Origin of the sequence: Phocoenobacter atlanticus subsp. cyclopteri, from assembly GCF_018343795.1 — a bacterium.
Classification (GTDB): Bacteria; Pseudomonadota; Gammaproteobacteria; order Enterobacterales; family Pasteurellaceae; genus Phocoenobacter; species Phocoenobacter atlanticus.
The window spans coordinates 733,023-749,398 of record NZ_CP074346.1; the positions used below are offsets into that span (position 1 = coordinate 733,023).

11 protein-coding genes are annotated in these 16,376 nt (G+C 35.9%); 8 read left to right on the forward strand and 3 right to left on the reverse strand.

What is annotated here, in order from left to right; genetic code table 11:
* Nucleotides 1-70: 70 nt before the first annotated feature.
* From KGI96_RS03380 to KGI96_RS03405, 6 genes are all read left to right on the forward strand, one after another.
* A complete protein-coding gene (locus KGI96_RS03380; protein WP_211599049.1) occupies nt 71-1,102 on the forward strand; it encodes a Fic family protein in 1,032 nt (343 codons plus the stop codon).
* Nucleotides 1,099-1,425 carry a hypothetical protein gene (locus tag KGI96_RS03385; protein WP_211599050.1) on the forward strand — a complete coding sequence of 109 codons (327 nt, stop codon included), beginning with the start codon at nt 1,099-1,101 and terminating at the stop codon, nt 1,423-1,425. Before KGI96_RS03380 ends, KGI96_RS03385 begins: the two co-directional genes overlap by 4 nt.
* A 339-nt stretch (nt 1,426-1,764) precedes the next feature.
* Entirely contained in the window at nt 1,765-5,874 is a 4,110-nt protein-coding gene (locus KGI96_RS03390) for a BapA/Bap/LapF family prefix-like domain-containing protein (protein ID WP_213156549.1), read from the forward strand.
* A gap of 301 nt (nt 5,875-6,175) precedes the next feature.
* Nucleotides 6,176-7,609 (forward strand): TolC family protein, encoded by a 1,434-nt coding sequence (locus KGI96_RS03395; protein ID WP_211596868.1) that lies wholly within the window; start codon nt 6,176-6,178, stop codon nt 7,607-7,609.
* Nucleotides 7,610-7,687: 78 nt separating this feature from the next.
* Nucleotides 7,688-9,805: an ATP-binding cassette domain-containing protein gene (locus tag KGI96_RS03400; protein ID WP_213156550.1), complete on the forward strand. Its 2,118-nt coding sequence runs from the start codon at nt 7,688-7,690 to the stop codon at nt 9,803-9,805.
* Between the two features lie 115 nt (nt 9,806-9,920).
* The gene (locus KGI96_RS03405; protein WP_211596870.1) at nt 9,921-11,090 is read left to right on the forward strand and encodes a beta-barrel domain-containing protein; all 1,170 of its coding nucleotides are present in this window, start codon (nt 9,921-9,923) and stop codon (nt 11,088-11,090) included.
* 108 nt (nt 11,091-11,198) lie between these two features.
* Here the strand turns inward: KGI96_RS03405 and can are convergent, their stop codons facing one another.
* Nucleotides 11,199-11,855, reverse strand: a complete 657-nt coding sequence (gene can, locus KGI96_RS03410) for a carbonate dehydratase (RefSeq protein ID WP_211596871.1) — start codon at nt 11,853-11,855, stop codon at nt 11,199-11,201.
* Nucleotides 11,856-11,970: 115 nt separating this feature from the next.
* Here can and KGI96_RS03415 point away from each other — a divergent pair, with 115 nt between their 5' ends.
* On the forward strand, nt 11,971-12,942 hold the full coding sequence (locus tag KGI96_RS03415) for a putative transporter (protein ID WP_211596872.1): 972 nt from the start codon (nt 11,971-11,973) through the stop codon (nt 12,940-12,942).
* Nucleotides 12,943-13,756: 814 nt separating this feature from the next.
* Here KGI96_RS03415 and nadE read toward each other — a convergent pair.
* Nucleotides 13,757-14,512, reverse strand: coding sequence for an NAD(+) synthase (gene nadE / locus KGI96_RS03420; RefSeq protein ID WP_211596873.1), 756 nt, complete (start codon nt 14,510-14,512; stop codon nt 13,757-13,759).
* 2 nt (nt 14,513-14,514) lie between these two features.
* Complete coding sequence (locus KGI96_RS03425) at nt 14,515-15,633, reverse strand: nicotinate phosphoribosyltransferase (RefSeq protein ID WP_213156551.1); 1,119 nt, start codon at nt 15,631-15,633, stop codon at nt 14,515-14,517.
* 172 nt (nt 15,634-15,805) lie between these two features.
* Here KGI96_RS03425 and KGI96_RS03430 point away from each other — a divergent pair, with 172 nt between their 5' ends.
* The gene (locus KGI96_RS03430) at nt 15,806-16,162 is read left to right on the forward strand and encodes a COG3650 family protein (protein WP_211596875.1); all 357 of its coding nucleotides are present in this window, start codon (nt 15,806-15,808) and stop codon (nt 16,160-16,162) included.
* Nucleotides 16,163-16,376 lie beyond the last annotated feature (214 nt).

Here is a 16,376-nt window from a genome sequence, read left to right on the forward strand (position 1 = left end):
ATGCTAAAATCAATTGATATACACCATCTATTTATAGCCTAATCTAGATTTAGACAAAAAAGGAAAATATATGTTAGATAATGCATACAATAATTTTGACGAATACTTGAAACAAGGCGAGCCTGATAAGATCCAAAAAGCTAACGTTTGGAAAACCGCTATTGGATTACAGCAAGTAGATGGATTAGTTCCTTCTGACTATTTAATTCAAACCGCCAAACAAAATATCGAAGGTGATATTTCTATAGAAGAAGTCAAACTGCGAATAGATAGTTATTATGAACAGTTTCCTATAAAAAATGACATAAATAGAGAAGAAGAAGCAGATAAAGTTTCGGCTAGAATTGCTCAGATATTAAACGAGCAAACTTTTGCATTTTCTCCGACAGAGTTTTTAAGTATACATCGCAGATTATTTGAAAATATTTACCCTAATGCAGGAAAAATACGAGATTACAATATTACAAAAAAAGAATGGATATTAGATGGTGAAACCGTTTTATACGGAAGTGCTTACAATTTAAAAGATGCTTTAGAATACGATTTTGAGCAAGAGAAAAAATTCAGTTATCGTGGTTTAAGTCAGCAGGGAATTATAGAGCATATTGCGAGTTTTATTAGTTATTTGTGGCAAATTCATATTTTTGAAGAAGGAAACACAAGAACTGTCGCTATTTTCTTAATAAAATATCTTCGTAAATTAGGTTTTAAAGAAGTAAATAATACGTTGTTTGAAAAACACTCGTGGTATTTTCGTAACGCTCTTGTACGAGCTAATTATGAAGATGTATCAAAAAGTATTTATCCTACGCAAAAATATCTTATCCATTTCCTTTGTAATTTATTGCTAGGAAAAGATTATATTCTCAAAAATAGAGAATTGCACATTCGTTATAATGACACTCTAAATTTAAAAAATGACACTGTAAATGATACTGTATTTAATGAGATTAAAAAAAATAATAAAGCTACAGCAAATCAAATAGCTGAAATTTTAAATATCAGTTTAAGTACAGTAAAACGCAGAATTAAAGTTCTAAAAGATACTCAAAAAATACAACGAATTGGAAGTGATAAAACGGGGTATTGGAAAATAAAATGATAAAAAACGCTTTAAAATGGCTATTCCCCACATTTTTATGCTTACTGAGTTTGTCAGCTTGTAAGCAAGATCCACACCCTTATTCATTTTACTACTGGCGAACAAATTTAACCATAAACAGTGCCGAGCAACAAGCATTACAACATAGTAATGATAAACTCTATGTCCGCTATTTTGATGTGGATAAACGGGCAGGGAAGTTTCAGGCATTAGCATCAGTGGTTAAACAAGAAAGTTTTGTTACCGATAAACGAATTGTTCCTGTTGTATTTATTACCAACCGAACTTTTCTTAGATTTACAAAATTTATTCAGTTACATTAAAATAGTAATGGGAGGATTAGCAAATTTATTTGCGAATATGCTCCCATTTTTTGATATTTAACTTTATATAGCATTTATTTTCATCACAAAATTTTATCCAGAAGTTTGAGAGAGAGATATCCCATTCGCTTTTCTCATTGTCATTTCTTATTAAATTCCCCTTTACAACAGCGCTGCTCATTTTTCATCCAAAAGCCCTTCATTACTACGATTTCGCTTGCGTTTTTTTTTTTTACAATAAGGAAGTTTTACCTGAATTTTACAGTATTTGCAAAGTGTAAGTATGGTTTTAATTTGATACGGTGAGACCTTAAATTTTCAACAACTAAGGAATAACTTATGAACGTAATCAACAATTTAGGAACAACTAAGTATATAGTTCTTCCATTTAATAGACAAGAAATCATTTTTACCAACAGAAATGGTGATGATTTATTGGTCAAGCTAAGCAGTGGCGAAGTAGTGAGAGTGAAAGACTTCTTTGATATGCCGCGTCACTTATTATTAAACCCAGAACAAGGCAAATACCTTCAGTTACTCGATATAAACGATGTTTCAGGTAGCATATTAAGTACTAAAACATTAACATCAAGTGAAGCAAGTGCCCTATTAGGCAATGATTTACATATGTTAAGTTCACAAGCATCATCGGATGTATTGTTGTCAGACGGTTTATATAAAGGTGTTGCTGAAACATCTGCAATGACAACGGATGACGCAATCAGTGGTGCTGCATTAGGATTAGGCATTTTTGGTGCTGCAGTAGGTATTGCCAGTACAACTGGAGTATTTAATTCTGATTCAGATAATGACTCAGCCAATAATACAGAAACAGTGACTAATCCAGATGGTTCAACTACAACGACAGCCAAAACAGATACAGATGATGACGGTGTAGCAGATACCACAACAGTAATTGAAAAAGACCCAAGCGGTAAAACAACGAAAGAAACCGTAACAGTCGATAAAGATGGTGACGGTAACCCTGAAAAAACCACTGAAACAGTAACTAATGCAGATGGTTCAACCACAACTACAACGAAAGAAGACACCAATGACGATGGTACAGTAGACAGCACAACTGTAGCAGAAGACAAAGACAGTGACGGAAATTCTGAAACAACCACAAAAGTAACTCAAAATGATGATGGCACAACATCAACGTCGGTAACAAGTGATCCAGATAGTGATGGTAAAAACCTTGAAACTGTGACCACTACTACAGATAAAGACGGTAATGTTGTATCAACAGTCACTGAAATTGATGCGGATGGAGACGGTTTTACAGAGACAGCAACTGAGGTGACTACAGAGCCAGACGGAACTAAAGTAACGTCAGTTACCACAGACAGCAATGATGATGGTAAACCTGACACTGTAGTCATTACTACTAAAAATCCTAGTGGTGTAACTCAAACAGAAACAGGTGAAATTACCAATAATCCTGATGGTACACAGACGATCAAATATGAAGTTGATAAATATTCTGATGGCGAAGCAATTAGTGGCAGAACAGACACTGTAGATGCTGATGGCAATGCGGTTAAATCAGAATACGATATCGATAATGATGGTAAAATTGATTCATCCACCACACGTGAATTTGACGATAAAGGCAATGCAACAAAAGAGTCTTTCGACAAAAATAACGATGGCACAGTAGATGCAACCAATACTAATACTTATGATGATAAAGGTAACCAAACCAAGACTGAGTATGATAAAAATGCTGATGGTACGGTAGATTCATCCACCACTCGTGAATTTGATGATAAAGGCAATGCAACAAAAGAGTCTTTCGACAAAAATAACGATGGCACAGTAGATGCAACCAATACCAATACCAATACTTATGATGATAAAGGTAACCAAACCAAAACTGAGTATGATAAAAATGCTGATGGTACGGTAGATTCATCGACCACACGTGAATTTGACGATAAAGGCAATGCAACAAAAGAGTCTTTCGACAAAAATAACGATGGCACAGTAGATGCAACCAATACCAATACTTATGATGATAAAGGTAACCAAACCAAAACTGAGTATGATAAAAATGCTGATGGTACGGTAGATTCATCGACCACACGTGAATTTGACGATAAAGGCAATGCAACAAAAGAGTCTTTCGACAAAAATAACGATGGCACAGTAGATGCAACCAATACCAATACTTATGATGATAAAGGTAACCAAACCAAGACTGAGTATGATAAAAATGCAGACGGCACAGTAGATGCATCAACCACTCGTGAGTTTGATGACAAAGGTAATGCTACAAAATACTCTATGGATGAAAATAATGATGGAAAAGTAGATAAGATCAACACCATCACTTTTGATGATAAGAATTACCCAGTCAAAACTGATTATGATAAGAATGCCGATGGAACAGTAGATTCGTCAACCACACGTGAATTTGATGATAAAGGTCAAATAGCTAAAGAATTATTTGATAAAAATAATGATGGAACTACTGATGCAGTCAATACTAATACTTATGATGATAAGGGTAACCAAGTCAAAACTGAGTATGATAAGAATGCCGATGGAACAGCAGATGCAATCAATACTAATACTTATGATGATAAAGGTAACCAAGTCAAAACTGAGTATGATAAGAATGCAGATGGTACGGTAGATTCATCAGTCACACGTGAGTTTGACGACAAAGGTCAGAATACTAAGTGGATTAAAGATTCAAATAATGACGGTACGCCTGATGAAATTCATACGAATACGTATGATGATAAGGGGCAGAAAATCAAAACTGAGTATGATAAGAATGCCGATGGAACAGTAGATTCGTCAACCACACGTGAATTTGATGATAAAGGTCAAGTAGCTAAAGAATTATTTGATAAAAATAATGATGGAACTACTGATGCAGTCAATACTAATACTTATGATGATAAGGGTAACCGAGTCAAAACTGGGTATGATAAAAATGCAGATGGAACAGTAGATGCATCAACCACGCGTGAGTTTGATGATAAAGGTAATGTTACGAAATACTTTGTTGATAAAGATAATGATGGAACCGCTAATGCAATCAATACCAATACTTATGATGATAAGGATAACCAAATCAAAACTGAGTATGATAGAGATGCTGATGGAACAGTGGATGCGTCAACTATGCGTGAATTTGACGATAAAGGTAATGTTACAAAATATTCTAATGATAAAAATAACGATGGAACAGTCGATGAAATCAAGATCAATACTTATGATGATAAGGGTAATCAAATCAAAACTGAGTATGATGAAGATGCGGACGGAACCATCGATGCATTAACCACACGTGAATTTGATGACAAAAATCAACTTATCAAAGAACTTATTGATAAAAACAATGACACTACTGTGGATAAAATAGTCAGTTATGAATATAACGATAAAGGAGAAAAGATAGCTAGATATCTGGATTATACTGGCGATGGTACGCCTAATAAAATTGAAACCTATGAGTATGATGACATGGGACGTATTGTAAAAGTTACGGAAGACAACAATGCCGATGGTGATTACACTGATGTGGGTGATAAATATAAAACATGGGCATATGATGATATGAGCCAAGTTATAGAAACTATTTTATATAAAGGTTCTGGTGAAGCTATTGAACGTTGGGCAACTACACGACACCCTGACGGTTCTCAGTCAAGAATAGACATTGATACTGGTAATGATGGTACTATTGATGGAGTTCTATATTTTGAGTATAACGATCAACATGAATTGGTAAAACTACTTAGAGATTCAGATAATGATGGGATTATGGACAGAATATCCGAACTTACAGATATTAATACTGCTGGGTATACAACGTATGGTAGAGATGTAGTGAAAGTGATTTATGATACCAATGATGACGGTAAAGTTGATAAAATTTCCGAGTATGATATACACGGCTTGCATAAAAATACTTTCTTCAAAGAGGATGGTGTGACTGTTAAGGCTTCTGTAGAATACGAACATGATGTTCATGGAAAAGTCATAAAGGAAATAAAAGACAACAATGGTGACGGAACAACAGATCAAATAAATACCATTACTTATAATGATAAAGGAGAGAAAGATCTCATATTCAGAGATGATGTTGCAGATGGTTTCGATGGTAATGCAGATCAAGTTTATGCTTTTAAAGATGCAACTCTAACATCTGACCATAGTGAAGGTATGCAAAAACTTTGGTTAGTAAAATCAGACGTTGATGTCACAATATCTGATGAAGTATTAGCACAAGTTGCCAATGCTGAAAATGGTAATAAAGTTGTTGTTCATCACTTTAAAGATGCAACAGATACCAAACTTATCTTGGACTGTGACAACTTTGTTAAGACGACTGGAACAGAAACCATTGGTGGTCAAGACTATGTGAAATACACGGATGATGCAGGTAATGCATTAATTGTTGACCCTGATGTAACTGTTAATATTATCTAACCCACTGTTTTACAGTAAAAAAGCAACGACATTTGTGCCGTTGCTTTTAGGATGATAGAAAACGGATTTTTTGTCCTACCCTTATTGCGGTGGTTGAGATATCTATTAAGGGTTACTAGTCCTCTCTCTTAGCAGTCATTTCTTCCACCGTAATTTTATTGGATTTGTATGGATAAACGGCGTTTATGCATACAACTTTCATATTAGCTTAAACAAAAATGAATGCAACCATAAATTCTTTCAATGAAGCGGGTAGATGTGATTAAAAATTTACACATTTTTACTCTATGGGATTGTCAAAATGAAAACAACTAAAAAAATATCTCGTTATCACCTTTTAATTCGATTACTTAGCTATGGACTGTGTGTCTTTATGTTAGCGTCCTGTAGTCTGCCTAAAAAACAAGGTGGCTTTACTGTTCGCAAACTTTCGTTTGCTTCTTCCACCACAGCGTCGGTGAAAAAAACGCATACACAACCCCCTAAACAATTAACCGTTAAATCACAACCACAGGTCGCCAATAATAAAAAAGAGGTTAAAAAACTGCTTTCCACAATGAAAGCCATTACCAAAATCAAACCCGTTGCACCTATTGCTTCTCAAAATGCGTTGCAACGTATTATTCACTCTGCATTGCAATACAATATGGCGCACTCCCCTCTGCCAGCGGTGATTGAACAGCGAGAATTTGAAACCGAAACTATTCGTAACCGTAATTTACCCGATATTCGTCCTACGGCCAGTGTGTCTGGAAATGGGTATAAATTTGCAGGTATTTCAGGCTCTTACACTCTGTATGATTTTGGGTTAAATAACGCCCTTGAACAACAAGGCGAGCTGAAAACCCTCTCCTCCCGTTTGGATTTTTTACAAGAGCAACGCAACACCATTGCTGACACCCTGATTTCCGTCAGTAAAATTGCCGCATTACAAGCCAAACAACGCTTAATTCACCGGTCGATTAAACAACAGCAACAACTGGCGCATTATGCCAGTAACCGTCTGAATGCAGGGCTGATTACTGAATCAGAACCCCTTGCATTAGATTTACGTTTATCGGAACTCAACACCAAACTAGATGCAACAAAGGTGGAAATTCAGTTAAATTTAAAATTATTATCGTCAAAATTAAGCGACCCTATTACCTTAAACGCTATCCCTGCCATTGATAAATTAGCAAAAATGGTAGGAGTATTCAGCACCGTTGGAAAACCGTTCGCCCTCAAACAGGCGGAACTGGCAGTACAAACAGCAAAACAGCAATTACTTAAAGCCAAAGCCGAACGTTACCCTAAAATCGCCGTAGAGGGACGTGCAGGGTATAACAGTGACAATGAAGAAGTGTATCAAGCCAATCTAACCTTGAGCGCACCGACTTCTATTTTTGCCAGTAATACCAATGTCAGTGTGGCAGAGGCAAATTATCGCAGTAAACGGAAGCGGTTAAGTCAAACTCGCTTAAATTTAGCCACTGAGCGTGAACGTATTCAACTAGAAACCAAACGCTTAAAACAAAATCAACTGCAGTTGCGCCAATTGGAAAACGCCAGTCAGCGCAGTTTAATGTTATACCGTCAAAAAATTGGGGTCGCTAAAGCCTCCATCAGCGATATGATCAGCGCCTACCGCACCCTATTAAACGCACAAGAACAATTGGTAAATGTGGATAAAGAACTGATGGTCTTAAAGGCTAAATTAATCAAAATTACCGCAGGTAACCAACAAGTCAAATAATCAATGATTTACCTCAAAATTGAGACCCGCTCATAGGCGAGGTCTCCACGGTAAACTAGCAACGGAACATATGACAAAATGCAAGATAAACAGACACAACATAACTGGCAATTACCTCTGCAACAGGCGGTGATTCTTCAAACTGCCCAAATTGGTGTAGGGATAGTACTCAGTGATATTCAAGGTTTAAACAGCTTTGCTGCTCTCGCCAACACGGCGTTTCTAACAGAAGAGTTGCAACTTGATTTACAAATACGCCACTTCTCCCTCTCACATTTTTCACAGTTGCAGTGTCCTGTCACCGTAAAACTTAAAAATAATCACTATGCCACAGTACTTAAAATAACCAAAAAACAGGTGATTGTTGCCAGTGATACGGGGGTTAATATCACCTTACCCCTAAAAACCTTTTTAGCGGTATGTGAGGATGAGGTATTGTTGATCCGTAAAAACATCAACCGAATGTATAATGAACAGGGGATCGACTCAGAGAAAAAACATTGGTTTTGGCGTGTCTTTAATCAAGAATACCCTATTTTTACCCGTGTATTAATCGCCTCATTTTTTGCCAATTTATTAGCCATTGTCGCCTCTCTGTTTTCATTGCAAGTGTATGACCGAGTCATACCGAATAAATCAGAGGAAACCCTGTGGGCATTATTGATTGGTGTGTTATTAGCAATGGGATTGGAAGCGGTGTTACGGACGTTACGCTCAGTGTTATTAGATCACAGTGGTAAACGTGTCGATTTAACCACCAATGGCTTTTTATTACGTCATCTACTGCGGTTACGTCTATCAGCCAACACGCCACCGCCTAATTATTTAACCCAAATGATGCGAGAATTTGCTTCTGTTCGAGAGTTTTTTACCGAAGCGGCAGTTGGCTCTTTAGTCGATATTCCTTTTGCGTTTTTATTTTTATTTGTGATTTATGCAATTGGGGGGAATGTGGTTTGGGTACCGATACTCGCAAGTATTGCAATGATTTTACCGGCTTTTATTTTTCGAGGAAAAATGCGCCGTATAGTGGCATCCGCACAAGGGGCACACGGTGCAGCAAATCGTCTGTGTAACGAAGTCGCCTATAATTTAGAAAGTGTTAAAGTCACCCAATCTTACGGCTTTTTTGAAAAACAGTGGAACGATATTAATGTGATTAATGCCAATGTCTCCACACGCCAACGCTACCTTGTCAATGCCCTAACCCAGTGGGCAATGAGTATGCAACAACTCGCTTATGTGATTACTATCACCGTTGCAACCTATGCCGCCTTTGAAGGTAAAATGACAATGGGGGGCATTATTGCCTTAAATATTTTGGTATCTCGCACCCTTGCCCCAATGACTCGCTTAAGCTCACTCTTTATCCGTTGGGCGCAAGTAAAATCCTCGTTAAAAGGCTTAGAATCGATCGCACAAGGCGAGCAAGACGATCCTATCACTCAGAAAAAGTTACGCCGTCCGCAATTAAAAGGGCATCTATCATTACAAAATGTCGAATATAGCTATGAAAAAGAGGTCGATCCTGCAATTCAAATTGGTAAATTAACCATACGAGCAGGGGAAAAAGTCGCCATTTTAGGTCCTAATGGCTCAGGAAAATCCACCTTATTAAAACTTCTATCAGGACTGTATTTTACTCAAAAAGGGGAAATTAAGTGCGATGGGCTAGATATGCGACAAATTTCAGAGAGAGACTTGCGCCGTAACATTAATTATTTTACCCAAGAAGTAAATCTCTTTAATGGTACCTTACGCCAAAATATCACCTTTGATGATACTGAAATCAGCGATGATGTGATTATTGATGTATTACAACAAACAGGGTTAGGTGGATTGCTGAGCTCTCACCCTCACGGTCTTGATTTACCCATTAAAGATGGCGGTATTGGATTATCCGTAGGACAAAAACAGAGCGTACAAATCGCCAGAATGTTATTGGGTAAACACAACATTTTACTGTTAGATGAACCCACCGCCAGTTTAGATCCGAATATTGAAGCTCGGTTAATTCAACGCTTAAAACAATTCTCAAGGGACAAAACATTGATTTTAGTGACACACCGAATGCCGATATTGGAATTGGTGGATCGTATTATTGTTATCTCCAACAGCAGAATCACTGCCGATGGTTCAAGGGATGAGATTTTACAACGGATTCAACAGGTTCAGAAAAAAGAGAATGGTTCATAACCTATTGATTTGTAATACTGTATTAGGGATAGAATAATATATACACAAGCGGTTACATTCGATTAAAAATTTACACATTTTTACAACAATAAAAAAGACGAAAAAGGATAAACAAATGCGTGATTTAAGTAAGGAAATACATCAACCCAAGAAAAGTAAAATTTTCTTATTATTGATTTCCCTGTTTTTAATTGCTTTGCTTATGTGGTCTTATGAAACACAATTTGCACGTGTAGTCAGAGCCAGTGGCAAAGTGGTATCAGCAGCAAGAACACAGATTGTACAAAACCTTGAAGGGGGTATCCTAACCGCTCTCTATGTGAAAGAGGGAGATAATATTAAAAAAGGACAAATTTTTGCACAATTTGATCCGACACGTTTTCAAATTTTAGTGGAAGAATCGGAAAAGAAAATTGCCACTTATACCTTAAGAAAATTACGCTTAGAGCACGAAATTAATGGCACAGAAAAACTTACCGTACCCGCATTATACTTAAAACAATACCCTGATTTAGTCAATAGTGAACAGGCATTGTTATCCTCTCGCTTAAAAGAGTTACAATCTAGACAGCGCAACTTGAAACATTTAATTGCACTAAAAAAACAAGAATATAATAAGTTGAAAAAATTTAATCGAGGTGGGGCGGTATCTTCCGTAGAACTTCTCAATACACAACAAAGTCTCGCCAAATTACAAGCCGATTTAGATAATTTTTTGAGCACCCGTTATAAAGAGCAGGCAGAAACAATGTCAAAAGCCGTCTCTGAAATTTCTTTATTAAAAGAAAGAATTAAAACAGCGAAAGATCAATTAAAACGCACCATTGTAAGAGCACCGTCATCAGGCACAGTTAACCAAATCTTTTTCTCTACGGTAGGTGCTGTGGTACGCCCAGGACAAACTATTTTAGAAATCGTCCCTAATGATGGCACAATTTTAGTGGAAACCCGAGTGGCACCGAAAGATATTGGTTATGTGGTGTTAAATATGAAAACCTCATTAAAATTAACAGCTTATGATTATAGTATTTACGGTACCTTATTAGGAAAAGTCACAAAGATCGGGGCAGATACTGTACCAGATCAAAATCGACGCGACAGACAATTAAGCTACGTCGTAACCATTGCAATTAACCCTGATTCCTTAGCCAAATGGCGAGCCAGAAAATTAGACATTCGTACAGGGATGGTGGTGGAAGCCGAGTTAGAAGCAGGAAGTATGAGAATTATTGATTATATTTTACGTCCACTATTAAAAACCCGTGATGCGTTAGCGACGATTTAAGTTGTGTAAAATGTGTAAATTTTAAGTGGAATGTGACCGATTCATTTAACGCCCTATGGTCATTTTTTTATCATAGGGCTATATTATGGTTCAATGGTTGTTTGGGAGCTATTCATCAACACTTGCTTGCAATGTTGAGATTGCATTGCGATAAGTGATTTCTAAGGTTTCTGGGCTGGTTGCGATCACCCCTTGATCATTTAAGTAACCATCGTGAACATCATACATCCAACCGTGTAATGATAATTTTTTACCTCGTTTCCAAGCTGCACGAACCACAGAAGTACGCCCTAAATTGTACACTTGTTCTGCGACATTTAATTGTACTAACATATCTGCGCGTTTTTCAGCAGGAAGTTTGCCTAACAGCGTGCCATATTTAAAGCGTATATCTTTGATATGTAATAACCAATTATTAACTAAGCCATAATCTTCATTATTTAAAGAGGCTTGAATACCGCCACAATTAGTATGTCCACAAATAATGATATGCTCAATATTTAACACATCAACGGCATATTGCACAACAGACAAACAGTTTAAATCGGTATGAATAACGAGATTGGCAATATTTCGATGTACAAATAATTTCCCAGACTCTAGTCCAGTTAGCTTTTCAGCGGGTACGCGACTATCAGCACAACCAATCCACAATAAACGAGGTTTTTGCTGTTCTGAAATTGCTTCAAAATAATCAGGCTGTTTTTGTTTCATCTCAACTGCCCAACGATGGTTTTGTTCAAAAATTTCTTCTACTGATTTCATAAGATTATCCATAATGTTGAAAACGAATTTTATAATAACATAAAATTTGCCGAGTTTATCTTATAAATTAATTCAGATATACTGGGCAATTCGTATTTTATGGTGAGATCTTATAATGTTTAAATCTTTTTTCTTAAATAAACAATGGCTGTTATGGTCAGTATTGGGAAGTCTTTCTTTAATCCTTATAACAGGGTATAAGGTTTCTCTTGATGTTGAAATTAACGAATGGTTTGGTGGCTTTTATGATATGATCCAACAAGCCCTTTCTAAGCCTAATTCTGTTACTTTATCAGATTTTTTTGCGAAAATATTTACCTTTGCAAAAATAGCTGGGGTTTATATTGCTTTAGCTGTTTTTGTTGATTTTTTAGCTCGTCATTATATTTTTCGGTGGCGTACTGCAATGAATGATTATTATATGAGCCATTGGGACAAGTTACGTCATATTGAAGGTGCCGCACAGCGTGTACAAGAAGATACAATGCGGTTTGCAAGGATAATGGAATCGCTGGGTATTAGTTTTATACGTGCTTTAATGACATTATTTGCTTTTTTACCACTACTTTGGGAGTTAAGTAAACACGTCACATCTTATCCATTAGTGGGAGAAGTGAGTCACGGATTAGTCTATTTAGCTATTTTATTCTCATTAGGTGGTACGATATTACTTGCTGTTGTTGGGGTTAAATTACCAGGTTTAGAGTTTAATAATCAACGAGTAGAGGCTGCTTATCGTAAAGAGTTAGTGTATGGTGAAGATGATAACCAGCGTGCAGATGATTTTACAGTAAAAGCTTTATATGAAGATGTCCGAAAAAATTATTTCCGTCTTTATTGGAATTATTTCTATTTTGATATGGTAAAATGGTCTTATCTACAATTTAATGTTGTTTTACCTTATATTGCATTAGCGCCAACCATTATTGCAGGCGTGGTAACCTTAGGTTTATTACAACAAATTATTCGTGCATTTAAACAGGTAGAAACCTCTTTTCAATTTTTTGTTTACTCGTGGAGCACCGTGGTTGAATTGATGTCAATTAGAAAACGTTTGAAAGCATTTGAAAAACATATTCAATCATAAAATCTTAGTAAGTAAGCAGGATAATCGTACACTTTAAACTTTTGTAAGAAAACTACAAATAAAAATTCCTTTATGATAAGACGGAGATTATTTTAAATTGAACTAAATATTATTGTTACGATTAGAGCAATAAATAATAACGTTATTATTCACAATTATTAGAGTGTCAAAAATAGCTTTGGACTTTAGATATGATGTTTCATTAAGATAACTCGCTAATTAAACGAGGAAATGCTGCCCAAATGATGAATGCATTTAGCAAACTTGCATTGAATATTGTTAAAACTGATACAAGCCGTATTGCTCTAGCATGCAATGCAAATTAAAAAGGGCAGTATTGGGTGATAATTTTAGAGCATTGTTACTTTTGTAGTAAAATGCTCTTTCTCTGAGGTATGTTCTGCCTACATCATATTAAACTTGTTCAGCCATCTTTTAGAGATTCAAGGAGGGGTTTTGAAAGAACAATGTAGTCACAAGATTAGCCAATTTTTTAGGAAAAGGCGTAGTGAGAAAAAATAAAATATGGTATGAAATATATTTGTCAAATGAATGGGTACAATTTAAGTAAAGACCAAGAAAATTTTACGAATGAAGAATTGAGAAGATTATCTGATATTGTTTTTTAAAAAACACATATAAATTTGGACATTCATTACCCAAAGATAATTTAAAAACGGAAATTAATCAAAAATAAGCGGTAACATTTAAACAAAAATTTACAAGTAAACAAGAACGGTTGGATATATGCAAAATATAAGGACAGGGTAGATCCTGTCCTTATGGAATAAAATAAAGAACTCAGTGTTTGTATTTATCTTGGTAAAACCTCCGGCACTGCCGCAAGCTCTCTTTTATGATGAGATCGATTGTGCCAAAAGTTGATACGTTCTAAGGCTTTTTCACTGACCGTTTCGCCTTGTAAATAAGCATCAATTTCTGCATAAGTCACACCCATTTCATCTTCATCGGTTTGACCCACCCATAAACCTGCACTCGGGGCTTTGTTGATAATGCTTTGAGGAATATTTAAATAGCGAGCTAAATCATAAACTTGGGCTTTGGTAAGATGAACTAAAGGGAGAATATCGGCACCGCCGTCACCAAATTTAGTAAAATAGCCCATATGCCACTCAGCCGCATTATCTGTGCCGACTACAATATGATTATGGCTTTGTGCGTGAGCGTAGAGGGCGATCATTCGTAATCTTGCTTGAACATTACCTGAAATCACATTTTGGCGTTCTGCTTGGTCGTTAAATAGTGGCTGCATACTTTTTATAAAAGTATCATAAATGTCTGTAATAGGGCTAATTAATAGCGGGCAATTAATACTCTCCGCTAATTCTTGAGATTGCTCTATATCAATAGCGGGAGTATTTGCACTTGGTAGAGCAATACCTTGCACTCTCGCCCCTGTTTTTGCTAATAAACAAGCCACCACAGCAGAATCAATTCCACCACTAATACCAATGGTATAGCCGTTCGCGTTATAGTTTTCTATGCGTTGTTTTTCTAACCAATTTACTAAATAATCAGCATAGTTTGCTACATTCCAATTTGCTTTCATTTTTATTTACTCTGTTTGTTTACTGGAAAGTCAACTAACTCTAAACGAGGATTTTTGACATAATTTCGTCCCACTTTTGCTTGTGGTTTACCATTGAGTAGTACGCAGTCACCTGTAAAACCGATATTAACTTTTAATAATGATGACCCCACACCATAAGAATCAACAGGGACATTCTCCTCTTCAAACTCTTTAATTTTTTTCACACTAAAACCACCGCTAACAATAATTTTTACATAAGGAAAACCATTGTCATCTAGGGCTTTACGTAATACTTGGATTAAGCGTTTATTGACACCTCGAGGATCGAATTTACCCAATTCTTGTGGATTATCAAGGAAGTATTTATCAATCATCTGCTGTGAGGTGTCCACTCGAACACCGTATAACTCTTTACCAAAGGCTTTTGCCACTAACAAAGAATCATTGATGACATCATTATGATAATCGACTAAAGCCACTAAATGATCATCAGGAAATTGCTCTTTATAAGCACGGCAAGCTGCCACTAAATCGCCCCCAAAGAGCTGAATTAAGGCGTGAGGCATAGTACCCATTCCTTGCTCGCCCCACCATTCATTCATTGCATAAGTGGCTTGAGCAGAAGAACCACCAATAAAAGCGGCATAACCATCGCCAGCTTGTTGAGAGAAGTGATCATCACGATCGCCCATAAAGATAATATGTTTATTATTTGCTGTTTGTACAATTTGATAAACGTTAGTCGCAACAGAAGTTCTACGAGCCAAAATACCATCAATAATCCCTTCCAAATAACCAAATTTATCGTATTCCCCCTCAATGGTGAGCACACTTTCATAAGGTGAAATTTTATCGCCATCATTTAATGCGTGAATAGTTAAGGTTTCAGGCTCTTTTGCAAAACAATGTAATAAAGCCACCGCTTCATCAATGCCACATAAAATAGCATTTTTCTTTTGGAAAAATTGCATAGTAACTCGATCTTTCGGAAAATTAGCCTGTGCAATCTGAGCTGTTTTTAAAAAATAGACCGCAGAGAACCAACCCTCACCTACACGTTCATCAAATTTAAAGGTTTTATTGGTAAGACGTTTGATTTTACCTTGTTGTTTGAGCTTTTGTTCTTTTATATTTGTCATATTTACTCGTTATTTAAACAGGAATGGATAATATTCTATGCAAAAAATGAGGGGTTTGCAATTTGTTTATTATAAATGTAAAGTATAGTTTTTATAAAAATAGAGATAAATATTTCGTTAGCCTATATACTCTATCCTTACATTATTATTAAAAAAAACAAGAGATACAAATATGAAAAAAATACATTTAATTTTACCAATTACAATAGCGTTATCAGGTTGTAATATTGCTCAAGATAATACAGCTGTACAAGGTTTATTAACCTTTGGTCACGAGGTGTCGTCTTTCGAACCTTGTGGATCAGAAAAAGCCTATTGGATTATTGATCCAACAGATAAATTGAATAATTTGTATAATGAGAAACTCGCTAAGCCTTCGGAACCTTATACTCCAGTCCTTGCAGAACTGGTATTGAAAGACTTAGGAAAAGCCACAGAGGGCTTTGCAGAAGATTATGATAGTGTGGTAGAAGCTATTGAAATTAAATCCGTGCAATCTATTACTGGAGAAATTTCTTGTAGAAAATAGATATCATCAACCACCTTGTCCGTGATTCATATAGTTATAAAAATAATTATTAACAAAGAGACAGAGCAGAATAAAATCGATAGTCAATATAAAACAACAATTTATATTGTTTTTTTCATCACGATGATTTGAGTGGTTGAAATTTCAAGTAATGATAACGATGAATAGCTATTATTTGCAAAAAAATAACTTATTGATATAAAATACATTGTAG

Bases quoted from the DNA above. Each gene is read 5' to 3' on its own strand.
- KGI96_RS03380 (WP_211599049.1), top strand. From the start codon at position 71: ATGTTAGATAATGCATACAATAATTTTGACGAATACTTGAAACAAGGC.
- KGI96_RS03385 (WP_211599050.1), top strand. From the start codon at position 1,099: ATGATAAAAAACGCTTTAAAATGGCTATTCCCCACATTTTTATGCTTA.
- KGI96_RS03390 (WP_213156549.1), top strand. From the start codon at position 1,765: ATGAACGTAATCAACAATTTAGGAACAACTAAGTATATAGTTCTTCCA.
- KGI96_RS03395 (WP_211596868.1), top strand. From the start codon at position 6,176: ATGAAAACAACTAAAAAAATATCTCGTTATCACCTTTTAATTCGATTA.
- KGI96_RS03400 (WP_213156550.1), top strand. From the start codon at position 7,688: ATGCAAGATAAACAGACACAACATAACTGGCAATTACCTCTGCAACAG.
- KGI96_RS03405 (WP_211596870.1), top strand. From the start codon at position 9,921: ATGCGTGATTTAAGTAAGGAAATACATCAACCCAAGAAAAGTAAAATT.
- can (WP_211596871.1), bottom strand. From the start codon at position 11,855: ATGAAATCAGTAGAAGAAATTTTTGAACAAAACCATCGTTGGGCAGTT.
- KGI96_RS03415 (WP_211596872.1), top strand. From the start codon at position 11,971: ATGTTTAAATCTTTTTTCTTAAATAAACAATGGCTGTTATGGTCAGTA.
- nadE (WP_211596873.1), bottom strand. From the start codon at position 14,512: ATGAAAGCAAATTGGAATGTAGCAAACTATGCTGATTATTTAGTAAAT.
- KGI96_RS03425 (WP_213156551.1), bottom strand. From the start codon at position 15,633: ATGACAAATATAAAAGAACAAAAGCTCAAACAACAAGGTAAAATCAAA.
- KGI96_RS03430 (WP_211596875.1), top strand. From the start codon at position 15,806: ATGAAAAAAATACATTTAATTTTACCAATTACAATAGCGTTATCAGGT.